Raw genomic sequence first — 21,360 nt, forward strand, 5'->3', positions numbered from 1 at the left:
TATGTGGTATCTAACGAGTTCGTTAATACCATGACACAGCAGCCACAGGTAGAGCAGATTCTTCCGCTGAAAGCAGAAGACGATGATGACCGTCTTAACCATCACTGGGATTATATCTACGAACCCGATGCACGCGAGTTGTTAAACGGCTTGCTGGTTCGTTACATTGAGTCCCTGGTCTATCAGGCCGTGGTTGAGAACAATGCCTGTGAACAGGCAGCACGAATGCTGGCGATGAAGAACGCAACCGACAACGCCGGTGACCTTATCGATGAGCTCCAAATGGTTTACAACAAGGCTCGTCAAGCTGCGATTACCCAGGAAATTTCTGAGATCGTAAGTGGTGCTGCTGCTGTATAAGGCAGTTAACAGGTTTAAATGTTAAGAGGATCCGAACATGAGTAGCGGACGTATTGTTCAGATTATCGGCGCAGTAGTCGACGTGGAATTTCCACGTGACAGTGTACCGAAGATCTATGATGCACTGACTGTTGAGGCCAAAGGCCTGACACTTGAAGTTCAGCAGCAGCTGGGTGATGGTGTTGTACGTGCAATCGCTATGGGTCAGACCGAAGGTGTAAGCCGTGGTCTGACAGTAGTAAATACTGGTGCGCCAGTGTCTGTACCTGTGGGTACAGCAACACTGGGTCGTATCATGGATGTATTGGGTAACCCAATCGATGAGTGTGGCCCGATTGGTGAAGAAGAGCGTATGCCTATTCACCGTAAGGCGCCTTCCTATGCTGAGCAAGCGGCTTCTAACGAGCTGCTGGAAACCGGCATCAAGGTAATCGATCTGGTATGCCCATTCGCGAAGGGTGGTAAAGTTGGTCTGTTCGGTGGTGCCGGTGTAGGTAAAACCGTAAACATGATGGAACTGATCCGTAACATCGCGATCGAGCACTCTGGCTTCTCCGTATTCGCGGGTGTAGGTGAGCGTACTCGTGAGGGGACTGCACTACGTCAAGAAATGATAGAAAGTGGCGTTATGGATAAAACCATCATGGTTTTTGGTCAGATGAACGAGCCTCCAGGTAACCGTCTGCGTGTAGCGCTGACTGGCCTGACAATGGCTGAGAAATTCCGTGACGAAGGTCGTGACGTACTGTTGTTCGTTGACAACATCTACCGTTACACCCTGGCGGGAACCGAGGTATCTGCACTGCTGGGTCGTATGCCTTCAGCGGTAGGTTACCAGCCAACACTGGCGGAAGAGATGGGTGTTCTGCAAGAGCGTATCACCTCTACCAAGACCGGTTCTATCACGTCTATCCAGGCGGTATACGTACCTGCGGATGACTTGACCGATCCATCACCAGCAACCACCTTCTCGCACCTTGATGCGACAGTTGTACTGTCTCGTCAGATTGCCGAGCTGGGTATCTACCCTGCGGTAGACCCACTGGATTCCACCTCTCGTCAGCTGGATCCACTGGTTATTGGTCAGGATCACTACGACACTGCCCGTCAGGTGCAGGGTGTACTGCAGCGCTATAAAGAGCTGAAAGACATCATCGCGATTCTGGGTATGGACGAGCTGTCTGAAGAAGATAAGCAGGTAGTAACCCGCGCTCGTAAGATCCAGCGATTCCTGTCTCAGCCGTTCTTCGTAGCTGAAGTATTCACCGGTTCTCCAGGTAAGTATGTTTCTCTGAAAGACACTATTGCTGGCTTCAAGGGTATCCTGGCCGGTGATTATGACAGTCTGCCTGAGCAAGCGTTCTACATGGTTGGCGGTATCGACGAAGTGGTTGAAAAAGCTAAGAGCATGTAAGTGCGCTTAGTTAACCTTTTAAAAAGGATAACAACATGGCTATGACTGTTCATTGTGACATCGTAAGTGCTGAAGAAGAGATCTTCTCTGGTCTTATCGAGTTCGTTTCAGTGACAGGTAGCCTGGGTGATCTGGGTATCTACCCGGGTCACGCTCCGCTTCTGTCGGAACTGAAACCAGGTCCTGTAGAGCTAAAGAAACAGGGTGGTGAGCAGGAAGTCTTTTACGTTTCTGGCGGCTTCATCGAAGTTCAGCCACACAAAGTCTCTGTCTTAGCGGACGTTGCACTGCGTGCGGGTGACATCAACGAAGCAGCTGCTGAAGAAGCGAAGAAGCATGCTGAACATGTGATGGCTGATAAGAGCAGCGAACTGGATTATTCCCGTGCGACTGCCCAACTGGCCGAAGCTGCAGCACAACTGCGTACTATTCAGCAGATTCGTAAGAAGATGGGTAAGTAATCCTCTCTTACTGAACTGCTACTCGAATAAAAAACAGCCTCCGGGCTGTTTTTTTTGGTTTTGAGGGAGGAGAATTAACCTCTGAATTTGTCCCGGTCTGAAGCGGACCTCACTGGCTGCTGCAGATCAATTTAAAAAAGGATTTATTGTATGTTTTTTAAACACAAAGGACTGGCTGCAACATCAGCTGTTGTTCTCTGCAGTGCTGTTTTAGTCACGGGCTGTGCCACAGAGAGTCATCGGGAAATTGAGCCACAGAAAGTTGAAACTTATCGTGTAACCTATCAGGGCCCGCGCACCACACTGGTGGTGGGTAACTTTGATAATCGTTCAAACTACCTGCAAGGGATGTTTTCCGCGGATAACAACCGGCTGGGTAACCAGGCACAAACTATCCTCAAAACACATCTGCAACAAACCAACCGCTTTAATGTAGTCGATCGTCAGAGTATGGCTGATCTCAAGCAAGAGGCTGGCCTGAGTGGCGTGAAACAACAGATTCAGGGCGCCCGTTATGTGGTTACCGGTGATGTCACTGAGTTTGGTCGTAAAGTTACCGGTGATAAGCAACTGTTTGGTATTTTGGGTAAGGGCAAAACCCAGACCGCCTATGCCAAAGTTTCACTCAATATTGTCGATGTTATCTCCTCGCAAATTGTCTATTCGACTCAGGGAGCCGGGGAGTATGAACTGTCAAATCGTGAAGTAGTTGGTTTTGGCGGCGCGGCGGGTTATGACGCCACCCTGAATGGCAAAGTATTGAATTTTGCCATTATGGAAGCGGTGAATAATCTGGTCACCGACATGCAGAATGGTATCTGGAAGATCGAACAATAAGGAATGTGTCGAGTGAAACTATTAGCAACATTTTTATTAGCCTGCGGCGTTCTGCTGGGCGGGTGTGCCACCCAGGATAACAGCCTCTATTACTGGGGCTCGTATGAAGCAATGATTTACGAGATGTATGTTGAACCTGGTAATGCACCGGCAGCGTTGCAGATCGAAAAACTGGAACAGGACATCCAGACCTCCGATGCGCTGGGTAAACAGGTTCCTCCGGGGTTGTACGCCCATCTGGGGATGATGTACGCCGCTGAAGGTAAAGCCGGACTGGCGCAGGCAGCATTGCAGAAAGAGAAGTCGCTGTATCCTGAAGCAACCATTATGGTTGATACATTACTGAAGAATCAGCAACAGGGAGGAAATCAGTGATGATACGCTCAATAGTGTGTGGATCTTTGATGTTACTGGCGTTGCTCAGCAGCGGTTGTGCGACCCAGGGAAGCTATGATTATTCCGCGTTGCAGGCCAGTAAGCCCCGTTCTATTCTGGTGATTCCACCGATGAATAACTCCGTTGAGATCAATGCGTCGAATATCTATCTGTCGACATTGTCGAGACCGTTGGCGGAAAAGGGTTATTACGTCTTTCCAGTAGCAGTGATTAACCAGTTTCTGCAGGAAAATGGACTGCAGTCACCGGCAGATATGCATGATGTACCACTGGATAAGTTTGCCGAGCACCTTAACCCGGATGCCATTCTCTATATTGTGATTGAAGACTGGGGGCAGAAGTATGAGATTCTCTCTTCAACCACCGTCGTTAAAGCGAATATGACGCTTGTGGACGCTAAAACAGGCACCACGCTGTGGGAAACCAGGGTGTCCTATGCGCAGGGCTCTGGGGACAATGGTGGCGGCCTGGTCGGTATGCTGGTGCAGGCGGTGGTGGATCAGGTGGTTGGTACGATGGTAGACCAAACCCCGACAGTCGCCCGGGCAGCGAATAATATTGCGATTAACAATCCGGGTCAGGGGTTGCTCAATGGGCCTTACCGGGCTCAGTAAGCGCATCTGATAACTTTATTGCCATAAAAAACCACCGGTGAAGGTGGTTTTTTATGGCCGGAGAAATGACGCTACTCTCCGATTTAGTCGGCTCTTTTGTCAGCGAGGCCTGATGTTAAACCATTCAGAGAGTCACCTTTCAGACCGATCTCTTCCAGCAGCCCATCTACCAGAGGGGCCTGGGCTTTGTACCGTAGGGCACTGCTAACCATCTGATCTGCCAGGCTGGAGGATTGACCTTCACCCGCTTCAGATGTGCCTGAGCCTGCACCAGCGCCGTTTAAGCCATCAATCTGATAGATTTTAATGCCGTCGATCTGCTCCATCGGTTTAACGCTTTCACGAATAATGTCCGGAAGACGTTCAATGATCGCCAGTTTGATCTGACGAGCGATCTGCTCAGCTGCAAGCAGGTTCTCTGCTTCATTGAGAGCGCGTTTACCTTCGGCATCGACGCGGTTACGGATCTCGGCGGCTTCGGCGGCAAGCTTTTCAGATTTGTTTTGTGCTTCCGCATTGATCAGCTGCTTGTCCGCATCGGCATGGGCCTGAATACGTACCGCTTCTGCATGATCCTCGGCAGCATCTTTCTCTGCCTGAGCACCCACTTTGATACTGATCGCATTGCGCTCTGCCTCTTTCGCGGCCTCAACCAGCTCTATCTGTTTCTCCCGTTCAGCGATCTCTGTTTCTCTGACAGTGATAACCTGTTCATCCGCTTTTACCGCTTCAGAGCGGGCGCGGCTTGCTTCGGCTTCGGCAACCGATTGCGCCGTGGATTTTTGTGCGATAGCGATCGATTTGTCCTGTTCAGACAGCTCTAATGTCCGGCGTTTTTCGATTTCGGCACTTTCAATCGCTTTACTCTTTTCAATCTCTTTTTCCCTTAACAGGCGGTCCATGCCGATACGGCCCTCTTCAACGGCCTGTTCAGAACTGATGCGGGATTGCTCTGTTTGTTGCTCGGCCAGAATTTGGGCTTGTTCTGCGGCACGTTTATTCTCAGCCTGCTCGCGCATAATCTCCGCTTCGATGGTCGCTTTACGGATTTCGACCTCGCGGGATTGTTGCAGTCGGGCATATTCCTGATCCCGGGTAATCTCTAAGCGCTGTTTTTCTGCCTCAAGGTTTTTGGTCGCAATGCTGACCTCGGTTTCCTGCTCGATCTCATTACGGCGTTTGCGGCGCTCTTCAATCGCCTCTGTCAGTTTGGTCAGACCCTCGGCATCGAAGGCGTTATCCGGATTAAAATACTGTTTACCTGTCTGGTCGAGACCGGTGAGAGACACGGATTCAAGTTCGAGGCCGTTTTTTAACAGGTCTTCAGAAACCACCTGCTGCACTTTTTGCACGAAGTCGACCCGCTGTTCATGCAGTTCGTACATCGCCATCTCGGCAGCTACAGCGCGCAGGGCATCAACAAACTTACCCTCGACCAGCTCTTTCAGGGCTTCAGGTTCCATAGTGCGCATACCCAATGTCTGGGCGGCATTGGCAATAGACTCAACGGTAGGCTGAACGCGGACATAAAACTCTGCCAGAACATCGACCCGCATCCGGTCGCGGGTGATCAGTGCCTGCTCATTGGCCCGTTTAACTTCCAGTCTGAGGGTATTCATATTGACCGGAATGATTTCATGTAGCACGGGCAAAACGATAGCACCGCCATTGACGATCACTTTTTGTCCACCAAAACCGGTGCGGACGAAAGAGGTCTCTTTTGAGGCACGTCGATAGAGCCGCGCCATTATTAAACCGATGGCGATAAGGCTGATAATAATAATGGCAGCCACTGTGCCCAGTTCTGTGAGGTCGAAGTACATAGCGCTGATAATTCCTTTTATTGATTAACGAGATTTGGGTTGGTATTGGGGATGACGATAAAGCAACTCTGTTGCTGCTTAATGATCAGTACCTGAGATCCCTGAGGCTGATCGGGCTGGTTTTTATCAGGTTCAACCATCAGGTAATGGGTCTGACCATGCTGGTCTTTGATCTTTGCCTGGGCCGGGCTGCCGACCCTGGCCGTTCCGGTGGTAATGACGGCTACTCTGCCGATAAAACTATCACTGGATACTGCTTCAGACTCATCCCGGGGTAATACTCGGGCGATCCCTTTGGCTGAAACCCGCGTCAGCGGGAGTGTCAGTACGGCTGCCGGTACAATCGCCAGCCAGCTGTAAAGCAGGTGGCCGGTCAGGGTGCGATACAGACTCTGGACAAACAGACCGGCAAGACCGAAATAGGTTAGCAGGATAATCAGCAAAACCAGAAACGGCACCTGGCCGATATAAAACCATCCGAGCACTCGGCTGAGGATGCCGCTATCGGGGATATCCGCTGCATCAATATCGACACTGAGATCCGGCAACAGGGTTTCCAGCATGGAGGAAAATGCCAGCCCTACAACTAAACCTGCTCCCTCAAGCAGGGCCAGCACCACCATGACTGTCAATGATAGTGTAAAGGGGAAGTTGCCGCTTAACGTCAGAAACTCAAACATTTCCGCTGTCTTCACTGTTTGATTTGAGCAACGCCAGGCGCTCTTTTATACGGTTGTTGCGGTTAAGTTCGTCCAGTTCCGCCAGTTTTGCCGCATTTTCAGCGCTGCTTTTGGTTACTGTGGAATAGGCGGTTTGTTTTTCAATAATCCGTTCAAATGCGGATTCGGCTTTAGCCACTTTGGCCGCAATATCAGAGCTGCTGTTATCTGCGTTTTGATGATCCGGGATAGCCGATACATTTTTTGACGCAAGAAGTTTTTGCAGCTCCTCCTTCATTTCGCGTTTTTTAGCCGTCAGTGCCTGGATGTAGCCATCCAGCTCTTGCTCTTTTTCACCCGCTTCCGAGATCGATTTTTCCAGCACCGGTATCTGCGCTTCGATATCCAGCTGATGGGCTATGCCTGCTTCGGCGAGGTCATCTCTGCCTTCGGCCAGAGCCACCTGTATTTTGCTGCTCAGCTCTTCATGTAAGCTGCTGGTTTCCATTAAGCGGGTGCTGGCGAGGTGTTTTCTTGCGGTGATCTGTCCCAGTTCAACCCTGACCTGATCGATCGCGCTATCTACCTCTCTGAGCGCCTCCTCAAGAATGATTTCCGGCGCTGAATCTTCTATAGAGTTAACCAGTGCATTGAGACTTCCACTGATTATGCGGCCAACCCGGCTGGTAATTGACTCATTCATAGTTCACTCCTTGGACATTGATTAATTCATTTAGTTTGTGGCGCATTTTGTCGAACATTTCAGGGGCATGACTGCTGGTGAGTGGTGGTCTTAGCAGGCGTAGCAGTTGTTCGGTGGAATTCATCAGAAGTTCGAGACACTCCCGCTCATATAGCTGAATAGACTCGTCGGACTGTTGAATGTTGCCTGCATGGAACAGCAGAGATGACAGAGATCTTTCCAGCCAGTAGTGCTGGGCAGCCAATATAGTGGATTGATGATGGCAGCGGGATTCAGTCTGCTCGATCACCTCTAGCGCAGGAGCGAGATATCCCGAGACTCTTTGCCTGGAGTCTGTTAGCGAATGCGGCGCGTGTTCCTCTTTACGGACTTTATTAATGATGAAACGAAGTTTATCACTGGGGGTGACCGCATCAGGTGCGGTAAAGTCAGCCAGAAATGCGGCTTCAGCGGGGGAGAGGCGAACACTGATAGGGATAGATTTCATTGCAAAGCTCCATTTGCATCAATTAGCTTCCATCCAGAATTGAGATATTTATATCAGTATACAAACGTAAACAGCAAGCAAAACTGAATTATTTTTTATGACAGCAGCCCCCATAATGTGTCAAAAATAATCTTCTGGGCGGCAGCCACCTCTTTTGACTCAATCACCACGGCGGTTGGGTAGTTGGCCGATGCCAGGGAGATAATCGCGCATTTGGGGGGGTAAACGGCGATATAGGCAGCATCAACCCGACCCTCGGTTTTAATCCACTTACGGGCGCTGAGTTCAGCATCTTCACCGCCATCACCGATAGCAATGACCTTCACCTCTATCCCTTTGGAAATCCGTTGGGCGGTAAAGTTTGGAAACGGGCGGTAAAGGTGTTGCCGGATCGGTTTTGAAGAGAAAACGGAATAGCTTTTTGGTTGTTGCGCTTCAACGGTGGTCAGTATATCCCTGAGCACCTGTTCGATGCCGCTGTCACCTTCGTAGTAACTGACATTGGCGGTATTAAAGTCGGGCATCAGGTGGTGTAACTCCGGTACCACACGGTTTTTCAGTTGATCAATCGCCGAGTTGAGAGAGTGACGGCGCTCTTCTGCCATCTGTAGCAGTATTTCTGGCTCGCGGGCCGAGAACAGACGCCGTTTGCCTTTAGGCAGATAGGTCACCAGCCCTTTCTGTTGCATCTCTTTCAGACCGTCGTAGGTTGTGCCCCGGTTGATTCCCGCTTTTTCGGCAACGGTGCGGATCGCACTGGGCCCGAGGGAGAGCAGTGCGCGGTAAAGGGTGATTTCCCGGGGTGTCAGGCCCAGCAGTTCAAACAGCTCATTATTCATAATTGTCAATTTTTCTCTGACATTTAATATTGCATCTAAGACCAGTTAGATTAAAGTTCGGTTAAATTACTGTTTGTGTCAACAGCAGCAGGTCGCCGGATCGGCCATTGCTGTAATTAATCAGGGATACCTCTGTTTTGAATACTCTTGATATCGTTATTCTGGCCGCAGGCCAGGGTAGCCGGATGAAATCATCTCTGCCTAAAGTACTGCATACTATTGGTGGTAAACCGATGTTGCAGCATGTGATTGATAGCGCCATCTCATTGGAAAATGCCCGAATTCATATTGTGGTTGGGCATGGGGCTGACGCCGTCAGAACTGCGCTGTCAGGACAGTCTGTACAGTTTGCACTGCAGTCTGAGCAGCTGGGTACCGGTCATGCGGTGGCTCAGGCTATGCCAAATATCTCTGACAACGGGGTGGTACTGGTTCTCTATGGCGATGTGCCCCTTACCCGGCCAGAAACTATGGTCGAGTTGGTGAAGATCGCTGAGCGTGGACAGTTTGGCTTATTAACGGTGAATCTGGCAGACCCGACCGGTTATGGCCGGATTGTGCGCAGCGATGCCGGTGATGTAATCGCGATTGTTGAACATAAAGATGCCAGTGATGCGCAACGGGCGATCACTGAGGTAAATACCGGTATTCTGGCGCTGCCTGCGGGGCTGTTACACGAGTGGATACCGCAGCTCTCCTCGAATAATGTTCAGGGAGAATACTATCTCACCGATATTATCGCGATGGCTGCGGAGCAGGGAGTGCGGATTCAGGCGATTCAGCCAGTCATCGAACAGGAAGTGCAGGGGGTTAACAACCGCCTGCAGCAGGCTGAGCTGGAGCGCTGGTATCAGCGCTGCCAGGCTGAAGCTTTGATGCTGGATGGGGTATCTCTGGCGGATCCGGCACGGGTCGATGTGCGGGGTGAGGTCAGTGTAGGTCATGATGTAGCCATCGATATCAATGTGATCCTGCAGGGCCGGGTAGAGATTGGTGATAACGTTACTATTGAAGCCAACTGTATTATTAAGGACTCGGTGATCGGATCCGGTACTTATATCAAAGCGAACTCCATGCTGGATCAGGCGGTGGTGGCTGATAACTGTGATATCGGTCCCTTTGCCCGGCTGCGTCCCGGCAGTCATCTGGCGAACAACGCCAAAATCGGTAACTTTGTCGAGACCAAGAAAGCGAATATCGGCGAGGGCAGTAAGGTAAATCATCTGAGCTATATCGGTGATGCTGAGGTAGGTGCGGATGTCAACGTCGGTGCCGGCACCATCACCTGTAATTACGATGGTGTGAATAAGTCGACCACTGAGATTGGCGATGGCGCTTTTATCGGCTCGAATACCGCGCTGGTGGCGCCGGTTAAGGTTGGCGCGGGTGCGACCGTCGGTGCAGGTTCTACGATCACCAAAGAGGTTCAGCCAGAGCAACTGGCGATCACCCGGGCAAAGCAGGTTAATCTGAATAACTGGCTGCGGCCGGTTAAAAAATCATAAGGAAGCGGAATTATGTGTGGAATAGTTGGGGCTATCGCTGGCCGGAATATTTCAGCGATTCTGCTGGAAGGGCTTAAGCGACTGGAATACCGCGGTTATGACTCTGCTGGAATGGCGGTTTTGAATAGCCAGACCGGCCAGCTTGAGCACCTGAAACGGGTGGGTAAGGTGGCACAACTGGATGCGGCCCTGAGTGAGTTACCGCTGCCGGGTTATCTGGGGATTGCTCACACCCGCTGGGCGACCCACGGCAAGCCGGAACAGCGTAATGCCCACCCCCACCTGTCCGCTGACCGTATCGCTGTGGTGCATAACGGTATTATCGAAAATTACACCACCCTGAAAGCAGAGCTGATAGCTGACGGTTATGAGTTTTTATCCGACACCGATACCGAGGTAGTTACCCACCTGATCCACCGGGAAGTGATTGCCGGCAAAAGCCTGGAAGCGGCGTTGAAAGAGAGCTTGAAACGTCTCGATGGTGCTTATGCACTGGCGGTTATTGATCAGCAACAACCGGATCTGCTACTGGCAACCCGCATGGGTAGCCCGCTGGTGATCGGTGTGGGTATCGAAGAAAACTTTATCGCCTCTGATCCGCTGGCGCTGTTACAGGTGACCGATCGCTTTATCTATCTGGAAGAGGGGGATATTGCATCGATCACCCGTTCAGAGATCAAGGTTGAGAACGGTTCAGGCGAGGCCGTTGAGCGTGAAGTTCAGCGCTTTGAACATGGTCATGATGCGGCCGATAAAGGTACCTATCGTCACTATATGCTCAAAGAGATCTATGAGCAGCCGGATGTCATTGCCCGGGTGCTTGAGGGCAGGGTTCATCAGGGGCATGTGCTGGAACAGGTATTTGGCAGCGGAGCATCTGAACTGTTTGACCAGGTGAAAATGGTGCAGATCGTTGCCTGTGGCACCAGCTATAACGCCGGTGTGGTGGCCCGTTACTGGATCGAAAAACTGGTGGGCATCCCCTGTATGGTCGAAGTGGCCAGCGAGTTCCGTTATCGTAAAACGGTGTGTATGCCTGGCACTCTGTTTATCACCATCTCCCAGTCCGGTGAAACCGCAGATACCCTGTCAGCATTGCGGGAAGCGAAAGAGCAGGATTATCTTGGCTTTCTGTCAATCTGTAATGTGGCAGGCAGTTCATTGGTCAGGGAGTCTGATCTGGCCATTATGACCAATGCTGGTCCTGAAATCGGTGTTGCATCGACGAAAGCCTTTACCAGTCAGTTAGTGGTGCTGATGCTGACCACCCTGGTGCTGGCCCGTCGTTACGGCTTTAAAGATGAGCAGGAGATCGTTGCCCAGCTGGAGCAACTGGTTGACCTCACTGAGCAGGTATTGGCGCTGGACCCACAAATTCAGAAAATGGCCGAGCATTTTGTCGATAAACATCACGCCCTGTTTCTGGGGCGAGGGACTATCTATCCTGTTGCCGTTGAAGGTGCTCTCAAGTTGAAAGAGATCTCCTATATCCATGCAGAAGCCTACCCAGCCGGTGAGCTGAAACACGGTCCTCTGGCGCTGGTAGACGAGGATATGCCAGTCGTCGCAATAGCACCGAACAACTCCTTGCTGGAAAAACTGCAGGCAAATCTGGAAGAGGTGCGTGCAAGGGGCGGAAAACTGTTTCTGTTCGCCGATTCCAAAGCCCAGGTGAAACCCGGGAATGATCTCGAACTGATCACCCTGCCAGACGTACCAACGGTGATGGCACCGATTATCTACTCAATACCGCTGCAACTGCTGGCCTATTACGTCGCTTGTCTGAAGGGCACCGATGTAGATCAACCGCGGAATCTGGCAAAATCGGTGACGGTGGAGTGATGGTTAAGTGATTCACAGAGCCCTCGTTGTATAGCAATTATAGAGCTGGAGAATAAGGGCAAGGGATATACGATACTAGAAATTGATACTTCTGATGGGGTAGCTAAGCTATCAACTCAATTGTTGACGTCATCTTCTGGCTGGGTGGCAGAAAGCGAGAAAGCAATTCTGCAGCATATCATGAAGAACGCCTTAGGCTGGCCGAGAGATTACTTCAAGGCCTAACTGGCAGAAGGAGAATACACGGGTATTCCTCATCCCAAATCAAAGTATCCTGGCTCCTTGCCATTTGAGGCGATTGCCCTTTGGCGCAGAGGATTGCCAATTGGGTTGGTCGAAGTGTTTAAGTTACCTACCAAGTAGGTGACATAACAACTATGTCGCTGACACGCGAAGTGCGCATGCTTAAAGCGCTCTCCATACTGATAAAGCGAGTTAAATGGGGTGCTAAATAGGCAACTGGCCTGACATTTAATAGACAAGTAGACGATGGTAAAGTCGGTATATAGCCGCTATAATGACCGGTAAATGGACGAAGCTGAAATCTATGTCATCATTGTTACCTCGCCCAATCCAATCGAAATTACAGGAAGCATTGGCTGATACGCCCGTCGTATGCCTATTAGGTCCGCGCCAAGTGGGTAAATCGACCCTGTGTCAGCAAGTAGCGCCCACGCGGCACTACCTGACCTTTGACGATCACGTCATTCTGAACGCCGCCCTACAGGACCCAACCGGCTTTATTCAAAGCTTGCCTGAGCAAGTTACGCTCGATGAAATCCAAAGAGCACCAGAGCTGATTTTGGCGATCAAGGCCGAAGTTGATCGTAATCGCAAACCTGGCCGGTTTTTACTGACGGGCTCCGCTAATTTATTGTTGTTACCCAAGGTGAAAGAGTCGCTCGCAGGCCGGGTTGAGATTTTGCACCTACACTCTTTAACTGAGCTGGAAAAAGAGCAAAAGACCCCCGTTTTTTTAGAAGCCCTGTTTAATGGCGAGCTTAAATCCCGCATCAGCCAAACCCAGCAGGAGCTGCCCGGCATTGCCGAACGCGTATGTCAGGGAGGCTATCCAGAACCCCTAACGCGTTCAGCCAGTCGTGCGCGGCAATGGTATCGCCAATACCTGCAAACCATTATTCAGAACGATGTCAAAGACATAGCAAATATTCGCGACGAAGACGAACTGCAGCGTCTGGCCGAATTACTGGCCCTGCGCACGGGTAACTTGCTGAATATCAGCAGCATTGCAACCGACCTTAAGATGCGCCGCGAAACAGCGGAAAAGTACATCAGTATTCTGGAGCACCTATTTTTAGTCTATCGTTTACCCGCGTGGCACAACAATCAATCGAAGCGGCTGGTAAAAGCGTCTAAGCTGCACCTGGCTGATAGTGGTTTGGCGGCGTTTATGAACAATCTAAAACCGAGCGAATGGCACAGCTTTTCCACCGATTTTGGGCCCGTACTCGAAAGCTTTGTTATTCAGCAGATTCGAACGCAAGCCGAGTGGCTGGGTGAGCCCATACGTCTCAGCCATTACCGTGATAAAGACCAAGTCGAGGTTGACTTGGTGATTGAGCAGGGGCGCGATGTTTACGGCATCGAAGTCAAAAAGGCTGCCAGTATTCAAGCCAAAGATGGCGAAGGCTTAAAACGGCTAGCCGTCCAAGCGGGTAAAAACTTTAAAGGAGGTGTGTTGCTGTATTGCGGCAATAACGCCATCCCCCTGCAAACCGAACACTGCATTGCGGGCCCCATGAGCTGGTTGTGGCAAAACGACTTTATAAAGAGATAACGCCATCAACCTGAGCGGAATCATTAAAAGCATTCAAGAGATCATGCGTACAGACGACGGTGTCGATGGTGATGCTCAACGCCTTGGCCTGTTAGCTGGATGTTATTTTTAAAAGTCTTCGATCAGCGCGAAGAAGAGCGGGAAGACGACAACGAGTCATTTCCGGGTCTGATTTCGAAACATTCACCGCTTTCGTTTTCAGGCCCTGTCTTTCTGGAGGGTATTTTCCCCCTGCACGAACGTCGGTTTTGTTACCCAATCTGGTTGCCATAGTAAAGTACAATTTGGCGGCTTCTGTAATAATCACCTTTGTTACATGACCGATATCAGGCTGATTCGATCTTTAGCGGTCACGGATGATGTTTCTGACGCAACAATAACGATTCCCCGAGCCGTACTATGAAAATTCGTACTAAATTGCTGGCCTTTATTACCGTTTCGGTCATTGTGCCAATCCTTATTATCTCTTCATTTTCAATATATGAAGCCAGAGTGACGGCGCTGGATAACTTTGAAACCAGCAGCAGTAAAGAGATCACTCAGATCGATAATGCGTTTAACATCTTTTTCAAAGCCATTGCCGATAATGTCACTTTTGTGGCGGATCTGCCGTTGGTTAAAGATAACAGTTTTAACTTATCCAATTTTCTTAATGGGCCTGGCAGTTTTAAATCGCATCTGAGTGCCGGGGGAAAGGAGGCGGAGCTGTTCCGCGTCTATGAGAAGTTTGGTCAAACCCACCCCGGGTTGGCCTATGTGTATTCCGGTCGTGCTGACGGTGGATACATTCAGTGGCCCGATGTTGCCATTAAAAAGGCATACGATCCGCGTCCCCGTCCATGGTATAAAAAAGCTCTGGAAAATCCTGGTGAGGTGGTGCGTACCGAGGCTTATTACTGGGCGGGTGACGATGCCACCTTTGTTGGTACCGCGAAGACGATTACTGACAATTCAGGCAAGGTTATCGGGGTGCAGTCGATGGATGTCTCCGTGAAACAGCTGACGGAGATTGTGCAGCAGATTAAAATTGGTGAGCGTGGGCATATCCTGCTGATTGAAGACAACGGTACGGTGTTAGTCGATCCACTGTTTCCTGAGCATAACTTTAAAAAAATCGGTGAGCTGAACAGCCCGCTGTTTAAGCAGCTGGTATCGGTGGACTCTGGTTTGCTGGAGGTAGAGCGAAACGGCGAGCACTATCTCGCCAAAGTAGTGAAATCCCCAGCGCTGGGGTGGCGTTTCGTGGCGCTGGTACCCTCCAGTGAGGTTTATCAGACGGCTAACAATATTGCCTGGTTATCGCTGGTTATTGCCGCGCTTCTGATCGCACTATTTATCATTATCGGTGCTTTCTTTTCCACGCTGATTACCCGGCCGATCGACAGCGTGGCTGCGGTTTTGAAAAGCATCGCTGAAGGCGAGGGGGATCTGACCACCCGGTTACCGATCGCCTCAAATGATGAGGTCGGTGAGTTGTCCCGGTCATTCAATCAGTTTATTGAAAAACTGCAATCGATCATACAACAGATCGTCGGCCTGTCGGGTGATCTGAAAAGCAGTGCCGATGCCGCCGCAGAGAGTGCCCGTAACTCGATGGATGAGGTCAAACTGCAGTTGGATCAGATTACGTTGGTGGCGACCTCGGTAGAGGAGATGTCGGCGGCGACACAGGATATTGCTGTGAATGCTGAAAATACCTCCCATGCCGCCAGTGAAAGTGCCCGCTTTAGTCAGCAGGGTCAGGCGGTGGTGATGAAAGCCCGGGATTCAATCGGGGATCTGGCGGGTGAGGTGAGCACGGCATCACAGGTTATCCTGAAGTTGAGTGAGCACTCGCAGCAGATCAACTCGATTCTGGGGACGATTCAGGGAATAGCAGAGCAAACCAACCTGTTAGCGCTTAATGCTGCGATCGAAGCGGCCCGGGCAGGCGATAATGGTCGTGGTTTTGCAGTAGTCGCAGATGAAGTTCGCAGTCTGTCACAAAAAACCACCGTTTCCACCGATGATATACGCAATATGATCGCGACACTGCAGTCAACCATGCAGCAAGCGGTAGCGATTATGGCCAGCAGTGAAACAATGGCGCAAAACTCTGTTGCACAGGCTAATCAGGCTTATGAACAGTTGGTTCTGATAACCGATTCGGTGAACAATATCAGTGATATGTCTGCTCAGATCGCCACGGCAACAGAGGAACAGAGTATGGTAAACAGTGGTATTGCTGAGAACACCAGCCAGATTAAAATGATTGCCGATCAGATGTTTGACAACGCTGATACCCGACTGGAGCGATCCCGTCAGTTGCATACGCTTTCTGAAGGGATGCATGGGCAGGTGGGGCTGTTTAAAGTCTGAAGCGGTTAAATCGCACTAGTCAATGGTAACGCGGCATCCGCGGAGCAGGAACCTGTTCCGCCTCGCCGACCTTACCCAGAGAGGAAACCCGGTAATCGCCTGAACTGATCCCCCAGACAGCTGTCCCAACCGTAATGGCAGCGATAATTTATTCGGTACTGTTACAGAAGCGTAAAGTATAACCGGGCTGCATCGCCCGGTTTTTTTGTCTGGCAGTGATGGTTTAATCGAGAAAACGAATCAGCGATAAGTTTTTATCATCCATTTTAAATTGTGATCGCTTGCCGCAGACCATGGGAGAGCCGGGGTGACAACATTTTCTCAATATCGCGCTATGAGTCGCTTTGGATTAGGACTGGGGCCGCTTGATCTGCAAGCCTGCTCCTCTGATCCAAAAGGGTGGCTGCTGCAACAGCTGGAGGCGCAGGATCCTGGCCCTCAGGTTCCCGATGCTACGAGCAGTTTAATCGCTTTTTCAACGTTTCAGGAAAATCGGAAGTTGCTGAACGAGGTCGCCGATGTAGATAAAGCAACTGCACAGCGACAAGCGTTGCAAAAAACCTTCAGAGCCAGAGAACTGGATAATTTTCGTCAGCGGTTTGAGTATGCGGCCCGGACAAAAACGCCTTTCAGAGAGCGTTTAGTGCAGTTTTACGCTAACCATTTTACCGTATCCCATAAGGGCAAGCGGGCAATCGCTCTGGCGAGTGTTGCCTTCGAGAATGAAGCGATCCGGGGGAATCTGGATAACTCGTTTGCAGATATGTTGCTGGCGGTTGAGTCCCATCCAGTGATGCTGCTTTATCTGGATAATAATAACTCCATTGGACCCGCCTCGCCGGGTGGTAAAAAGACTAAACGCGGGTTGAATGAGAATCTTGCCCGCGAGATTATGGAGCTGCACACCCTCGGGGTGAGTGGCGGTTATTCGCAGCAGGATGTGCAGGCGCTGGCGAAAATGATTACGGGCTGGGGCTTTGGTGGATTAAAAGGTACTAACCCCAGGATAAAGCCGGGTGAGTTCTACTTCTTTAAGCAAAACCATGAGCCGGGGCCGCAGACGTTATTAGGTCGAGAATATAATGTTGCCGGGCTGGAGCAGGGCCGGGCCGCCCTGAGGGATCTGGCTCAGAACCCATCCACCGCCCGTTTTCTGGCAACCAAACTGGCGAAACACTTTATTGCAGATAATCCGCCGGCAGACGCTATCAGTATTCTGGAGCGGAGCTTTCTTGAGAGTCAGGGGCACCTGCCGGCCCTGCATCGCACCCTGGTGAATCTTGAAGCGGCTTGGGATCCGGCAAATCAGAAATTTAAAGCACCTTATGAATATGTCCTTTCCGTGGTCAGAGCTTTCAATCTGCCGCTCAAAGGGCGGATACAGAATCTTGTCCGTTCCGGCTTGATGACCATGAATCAGCGTCCGTTCTTCGCGGGTTCACCCGCTGGCTGGCCAGATGATACCCGCTACTGGAGTTCTTCCAGTGCACTGAAAAAACGGATTGAGTGGGGGCTTGCAATGGGCGCTGCAGCGAGCATGGGGCCACGCCGCATTGAGCAGGCAATAGCGATGCTCCCTGCTGATGCAACTGATCTGCAGCTGGCCATGAGTCGGGCTGAAAGCCCGGCCCAGGCAGCCGGGCTGATGCTGGCCTCACCTGATTTTCAGTGGAGATAGTTATGGGTACTGGAATTAATCGTCGTCAGTTTATTCAAGCCTGCGGTATTTTGACGCTGGGCTTCACTGCGCCAATAGCATTGGCGGGTCATAGCTCGGACCCCCGGCTCGTGGTACTGGTTCTCAGAGGAGGGATGGATGGTCTTGCCGCAGTGCCCCCTTACGCGGATCCTGCCTATCAGTCCGCCCGGGGTAAACTCGCGCTGGGTTCTCCAGGTACTACCGATGGGGTGATCGACCTTGATGGCTTCTTTGGTTTAAACCCGGCATTTGAAAATCTGGCAAGGATGTATCGTCAGGGTGAGGCATTGTTGCTTCAGGCGATCGCCCCGCCTTACGCGAAACGCTCGCATTTTTATGCCCAGGATGTGCTGGAAACCGGATTGACTGATCCATCCGGTCATGACAGTGGCTGGTTATATCGGGCTCTGAGTGGGTTAAGCCGGGGACGAGCCCCGGAGCAATATGCTTACTCATTAGGTGCTGGTATGCCGCGTATTGTCCAGGGTGATTCTCCGGTGGGAGCCTGGGCACCAGACCGTCTGCCTGATCCGGATGACGCAACGCTGCAACGCTTAATGGCGCTGTATGAGCATGACCGTTATCTTGGCCCTAAGCTGCAGGCGGGTTTCAACGCAGATGAGATGATCAGTTCGATGGGGGGCAAGCTGAAAGGTGTTAACAACCTGGCGACGGTAGCGAAGGCGGCCGCCCGGTTTCTGAGCCGGACCGATGGCCCGAGAGTCGCCGTGATGGACAGTGGTGGCTGGGATACCCATGCCCGACAGGGGACAACCAAAGGCCCGCTGGCCAACAAGTTTCGTGAACTGGACAACGTTTTAGCACGCTTTAAAGAGGATATGGGGCCTGTCTGGAATCAGACGGCGGTGCTGGTTGTCACCGAGTTTGGCCGGACGGTTGCCGTTAATGGCACCTTTGGCAGTGATCATGGCGTTGGCAGCGCAGCCTTTCTGCTGGGTGGCGCGGTTAACGGTGGCCGGGTGCACAGTGACTGGCCGGGACTGGCGAAAGCGAAACTCTATGAGGGGCGCGACCTTAAGCCGACGCTGGATATGCGGGCTCTGTTTGCGGGTGTGCTGCATCAGCATATGGGGCTGGACCGGGGCTTCATTGAGGAGCAGGTCTTTCCTGGATACCGGGATCAGGTAAGTGGATTGGTTCGCACCGGGTAGATTTAGGTCGATATTACCCTCCGCTACATCTGATTATCCTGAGGTTGAGCGGTCAATCCCATACTTACTGAGTTTGATATACAGGGTACTTTTGGCGATATTCAGTTGTCGGGCGGCGCGGGTGAGATTACCTCCCTGTTCTTGAATCACCCGGCAGATCACCTCTTTTTCCGCCTGGTCCAGCGGGTTATAAGCGTCTTTATCAGCGCTGGTGCTCCCGGGCGCTGTTGTTGCATGGCCCAGCATATTTGCCGGAAGGTCATCAGGGCTGAGCCGATCATTGTCGGTAAGGAAATAGGCCGCGGTGATCAGATTACTCAGTTCGCGGATGTTGCCGGGCCAGTGGTACTTTTCGAGCAGGGCGCGGAGTTCCGGGCTCAGCTGTTTTTTGATTCCGCCATGTTGCGCTGCCAGACTGGTAAGAATGTGCTCTGCCAGCAAGACAACATCATCGCTGCGCTCCCTTAACGGTGGAATCGTCAGGGTCATTGATGAGATGCGATAGTACAGATCCATCCTGAAACGCCCTTCGGCAACTTCCTGCGCCAGATCCCGGTTGGTGGCGGCTATCAGACGAAAATCAACCTTTCTTGGCTGGGTTTCGCCGATGCGACAGATCTCTGACTCCTGCAGCACCCGCAGAAACATCGGTTGCAGGTCCAGCGGCATCTCGCCAATTTCATCGAGGAACAGGGTGCCACCACTGGCCGCTTCAATTTTACCGATCATGCCGCCTCGTCGGGCGCCGGTAAAGGCGCCATCGACGTAGCCAAACAGCTCTCCGGCGAGCAGATCACGGGATAAACTACCGCAGTTGAGGGCGATAAACTCTTTGCTGCTGGCGGGGCTCATCTCATGCATCGCACTGGCAAACAGCTCTTTACCTACGCCGGTTTCACCCTGTAGCAATACCGGAATGGGCGCTTTAGCCAGCCGTGACGCCTGTTGAATCGATTTAAGAAACAGTGGGTTACGGCCGACCAGTCTGGAGAATCCGCTGCTACTCTCGCTGGCGGCTAGTTGCTCTGCACCTGGGGGCTGCTCCGGGGCGGTGCGCTTTGGTGTGGGAAATGGGATAACCGCGATATAACCGATCTGTTCGCCCTGATGCAGGAGCGGCTCAACCCAGTGAGGCTCAAGCTGGTTCAGGATCGGCTCGGAGCGCTCGGCAAAGCGTCCCTGTTCGTTCAGGGTGAGAATCGGGTTGATGGCATGCAGGTCTATTTTCAGATTCCGTGCTGCTATCACCCGGTCGGCCTGATGATTGGTGCGCACCAGGCGACCATGCAGATCCAGTAACAGTAAGCCATCGTTGCCGGCGCTGCTGAAGCGCTCCAGGGTGATACCTAACAGCAGGTCACGCTTGGCCATCTGCAACTGCGCCAGCTGTCCCTCGATGCGCCGGGCACCGGACACCGCCAGCGCCAGACAGTAGTCATGCAGGGTGTTTTTCAGACCGGAGATATTCACCGCCCCGAGAATTTTGTTTTCGAACGGGTCACGAATCACTGCGGCAGAGCAGGTCCAGTTGTTGATGTTTTCACAGAAGTGTTCATAAGCGTGCACCTGAACGGCGGAACCGACATTGAGTGCGGTGCCGATCGCATTGGTTCCGGCCACACTTTCGTTCCAGTTGGCGCCGGGCACCAGGCTGAAATCATTCGCCAGATCGCGGGTATGGTCGTCGCCGTGGGAGCATAAAATCATCCCGGTCGGCGCGACCAGATGCATAATCGTACCGGATTCTGCCAGCAGGTCTTTGGCATCCCGCAGGATCGGTTCGGAGGCGCAGATGAGTTCACGGTAACTCTCTCTGACCGACTCCAGTTGCTGTTCATCCAGCTCAATCGCTTTATTGGCAACCAGGGGATTGACCGCGTCAGACACGCAACGCTGCCAGGACGCCTGAATTAACGGACGCACCGAGTCATCAGATAGCGAGCCTTTACTAAGCAGGGCTTCCCGTGCTTTGGCGATTTTTCTGGGATGTTCGACCGCAGCAGAACCCCGCAGGGAGGATTTCAGATTCGTGGCATTCATACCGTTATTTTTATAGTTATGGATACGTCGGTTCATTCTGAACCTACTGTCTACGTTTTTCAATTGTCTATTTTTTGTGCGGGTATTGGTTTGTTGATGCGCCAGGCGTATGCCGAAACAGGTTTTATTCCACCGCTTGCAGAAAGCGTTTGAATAACGGTCGATGACCGTCCGATTATCGAACCATTCTCTTCTGCGACCTCGCTATCTTTTCCTCTTTTTTATTTTAACTAATTGTTTTCACTGAAAAACAATCTATTGGCACAGCCGGTGCAATTGTTCATTCAGATCAGTTTGGCCGGTGGTTGAGCTGATTGCAGATCCTTACCGCGGCGAATCTCACCGGGTAAGAG

At 51.6% G+C, this 21,360-nt stretch carries 18 protein-coding genes and 1 pseudogene; 13 read left to right on the forward strand and 6 right to left on the reverse strand.

Going from position 1 to position 21,360, the window contains the following annotated elements:
- From ACQY8X_RS08170 to ACQY8X_RS08195, 6 genes are all read left to right on the forward strand, one after another.
- Positions 1-360, forward strand: a 360-nt coding sequence (locus tag ACQY8X_RS08170) for a F0F1 ATP synthase subunit gamma (RefSeq protein ID WP_428034660.1), incomplete at its 5' end; no start/stop codon positions are given.
- 37 nt (positions 361-397) lie between these two features.
- Positions 398-1,774 (forward strand): F0F1 ATP synthase subunit beta, encoded by a 1,377-nt coding sequence (gene atpD, locus ACQY8X_RS08175; protein ID WP_428034661.1) that lies wholly within the window; start codon positions 398-400, stop codon positions 1,772-1,774.
- Positions 1,775-1,809: 35 nt separating this feature from the next.
- Positions 1,810-2,235: a F0F1 ATP synthase subunit epsilon gene (locus ACQY8X_RS08180; RefSeq protein WP_428034662.1), complete on the forward strand. Its 426-nt coding sequence runs from the start codon at positions 1,810-1,812 to the stop codon at positions 2,233-2,235.
- Between the two features lie 150 nt (positions 2,236-2,385).
- Positions 2,386-3,072, forward strand: coding sequence for a CsgG/HfaB family protein (locus tag ACQY8X_RS08185; protein ID WP_428034663.1), 687 nt, complete (start codon positions 2,386-2,388; stop codon positions 3,070-3,072).
- A gap of 12 nt (positions 3,073-3,084) precedes the next feature.
- Positions 3,085-3,447 carry a DUF4810 domain-containing protein gene (locus ACQY8X_RS08190; protein WP_428034664.1) on the forward strand — a complete coding sequence of 121 codons (363 nt, stop codon included), beginning with the start codon at positions 3,085-3,087 and terminating at the stop codon, positions 3,445-3,447.
- A complete protein-coding gene (locus tag ACQY8X_RS08195; RefSeq protein WP_428034665.1) occupies positions 3,447-4,082 on the forward strand; it encodes a DUF799 domain-containing protein in 636 nt (211 codons plus the stop codon). Before ACQY8X_RS08190 ends, ACQY8X_RS08195 begins: the two co-directional genes overlap by 1 nt.
- A gap of 83 nt (positions 4,083-4,165) precedes the next feature.
- Here the strand turns inward: ACQY8X_RS08195 and ACQY8X_RS08200 are convergent, their stop codons facing one another.
- From ACQY8X_RS08200 to ACQY8X_RS08220, 5 genes are all read right to left on the reverse strand, one after another.
- Entirely contained in the window at positions 4,166-5,905 is a 1,740-nt protein-coding gene (locus ACQY8X_RS08200) for a flotillin family protein (RefSeq protein WP_428034666.1), read from the reverse strand.
- A gap of 17 nt (positions 5,906-5,922) precedes the next feature.
- On the reverse strand, positions 5,923-6,585 hold the full coding sequence (locus ACQY8X_RS08205; protein ID WP_428034667.1) for a YqiJ family protein: 663 nt from the start codon (positions 6,583-6,585) through the stop codon (positions 5,923-5,925).
- A complete protein-coding gene (locus ACQY8X_RS08210; protein ID WP_428034668.1) occupies positions 6,578-7,267 on the reverse strand; it encodes a PspA/IM30 family protein in 690 nt (229 codons plus the stop codon). The genes ACQY8X_RS08205 and ACQY8X_RS08210 overlap by 8 nt, the downstream gene beginning before the upstream one ends.
- Positions 7,260-7,754, reverse strand: coding sequence for a hypothetical protein (locus tag ACQY8X_RS08215; protein ID WP_428034669.1), 495 nt, complete (start codon positions 7,752-7,754; stop codon positions 7,260-7,262). The genes ACQY8X_RS08210 and ACQY8X_RS08215 overlap by 8 nt, the downstream gene beginning before the upstream one ends.
- 95 nt (positions 7,755-7,849) lie before the next feature.
- The gene (locus tag ACQY8X_RS08220) at positions 7,850-8,593 is read right to left on the reverse strand and encodes a TrmB family transcriptional regulator (RefSeq protein ID WP_428034670.1); all 744 of its coding nucleotides are present in this window, start codon (positions 8,591-8,593) and stop codon (positions 7,850-7,852) included.
- Between the two features lie 137 nt (positions 8,594-8,730).
- On the opposite strand from ACQY8X_RS08220, the gene glmU reads away from it, so the two are divergent.
- The 7 genes and pseudogenes from glmU to ACQY8X_RS08255 all read left to right on the forward strand — a co-directional run bounded on the left by glmU (position 8,731) and on the right by ACQY8X_RS08255 (position 18,967).
- Complete coding sequence (glmU, locus tag ACQY8X_RS08225; RefSeq protein WP_428034671.1) at positions 8,731-10,098, forward strand: bifunctional UDP-N-acetylglucosamine diphosphorylase/glucosamine-1-phosphate N-acetyltransferase GlmU; 1,368 nt, start codon at positions 8,731-8,733, stop codon at positions 10,096-10,098.
- A 12-nt stretch (positions 10,099-10,110) separates the two neighbouring features.
- Positions 10,111-11,940 (forward strand): glutamine--fructose-6-phosphate transaminase (isomerizing), encoded by a 1,830-nt coding sequence (gene glmS, locus ACQY8X_RS08230; protein ID WP_428034672.1) that lies wholly within the window; start codon positions 10,111-10,113, stop codon positions 11,938-11,940.
- 15 nt (positions 11,941-11,955) lie between these two features.
- A pseudogene (locus tag ACQY8X_RS08235) lies at positions 11,956-12,165 on the forward strand (Tn7-like element transposition protein TnsE); the annotation flags it as partial.
- Between the two features lie 322 nt (positions 12,166-12,487).
- Positions 12,488-13,738 (forward strand): ATP-binding protein, encoded by a 1,251-nt coding sequence (locus ACQY8X_RS08240; RefSeq protein WP_428034673.1) that lies wholly within the window; start codon positions 12,488-12,490, stop codon positions 13,736-13,738.
- Between the two features lie 399 nt (positions 13,739-14,137).
- Entirely contained in the window at positions 14,138-16,096 is a 1,959-nt protein-coding gene (locus ACQY8X_RS08245) for a methyl-accepting chemotaxis protein (RefSeq protein ID WP_428034674.1), read from the forward strand.
- Positions 16,097-16,403: 307 nt separating this feature from the next.
- A complete protein-coding gene (locus tag ACQY8X_RS08250; RefSeq protein ID WP_428034675.1) occupies positions 16,404-17,774 on the forward strand; it encodes a DUF1800 domain-containing protein in 1,371 nt (456 codons plus the stop codon).
- Between the two features lie 2 nt (positions 17,775-17,776).
- Positions 17,777-18,967, forward strand: coding sequence for a DUF1501 domain-containing protein (locus tag ACQY8X_RS08255; RefSeq protein ID WP_428034676.1), 1,191 nt, complete (start codon positions 17,777-17,779; stop codon positions 18,965-18,967).
- A gap of 33 nt (positions 18,968-19,000) precedes the next feature.
- Here the strand turns inward: ACQY8X_RS08255 and ACQY8X_RS08260 are convergent, their stop codons facing one another.
- Complete coding sequence (locus ACQY8X_RS08260) at positions 19,001-21,043, reverse strand: sigma-54-dependent Fis family transcriptional regulator (protein ID WP_428034677.1); 2,043 nt, start codon at positions 21,041-21,043, stop codon at positions 19,001-19,003.
- Positions 21,044-21,360 lie beyond the last annotated feature (317 nt).

The sequence above is a fragment of the Amphritea sp. genome, from assembly GCF_050300915.1.
Lineage (GTDB): Bacteria > Pseudomonadota > Gammaproteobacteria > Pseudomonadales > Balneatricaceae > Amphritea.

Coding starts and splice junctions, on each gene's coding strand:
- atpD (WP_428034661.1), top strand. CDS start 398: ATGAGTAGCGGACGTATTGTTCAGATTATCGGCGCAGTAGTCGACGTG.
- ACQY8X_RS08180 (WP_428034662.1), top strand. CDS start 1,810: ATGGCTATGACTGTTCATTGTGACATCGTAAGTGCTGAAGAAGAGATC.
- ACQY8X_RS08185 (WP_428034663.1), top strand. CDS start 2,386: ATGTTTTTTAAACACAAAGGACTGGCTGCAACATCAGCTGTTGTTCTC.
- ACQY8X_RS08195 (WP_428034665.1), top strand. CDS start 3,447: ATGATACGCTCAATAGTGTGTGGATCTTTGATGTTACTGGCGTTGCTC.
- ACQY8X_RS08200 (WP_428034666.1), bottom strand. CDS start 5,905: ATGTACTTCGACCTCACAGAACTGGGCACAGTGGCTGCCATTATTATT.
- ACQY8X_RS08205 (WP_428034667.1), bottom strand. CDS start 6,585: ATGTTTGAGTTTCTGACGTTAAGCGGCAACTTCCCCTTTACACTATCA.
- ACQY8X_RS08210 (WP_428034668.1), bottom strand. CDS start 7,267: ATGAATGAGTCAATTACCAGCCGGGTTGGCCGCATAATCAGTGGAAGT.
- ACQY8X_RS08215 (WP_428034669.1), bottom strand. CDS start 7,754: ATGAAATCTATCCCTATCAGTGTTCGCCTCTCCCCCGCTGAAGCCGCA.
- ACQY8X_RS08220 (WP_428034670.1), bottom strand. CDS start 8,593: ATGAATAATGAGCTGTTTGAACTGCTGGGCCTGACACCCCGGGAAATC.
- glmS (WP_428034672.1), top strand. CDS start 10,111: ATGTGTGGAATAGTTGGGGCTATCGCTGGCCGGAATATTTCAGCGATT.
- ACQY8X_RS08240 (WP_428034673.1), top strand. CDS start 12,488: ATGTCATCATTGTTACCTCGCCCAATCCAATCGAAATTACAGGAAGCA.
- ACQY8X_RS08245 (WP_428034674.1), top strand. CDS start 14,138: ATGAAAATTCGTACTAAATTGCTGGCCTTTATTACCGTTTCGGTCATT.
- ACQY8X_RS08255 (WP_428034676.1), top strand. CDS start 17,777: ATGGGTACTGGAATTAATCGTCGTCAGTTTATTCAAGCCTGCGGTATT.
- ACQY8X_RS08260 (WP_428034677.1), bottom strand. CDS start 21,043: ATGAACCGACGTATCCATAACTATAAAAATAACGGTATGAATGCCACG.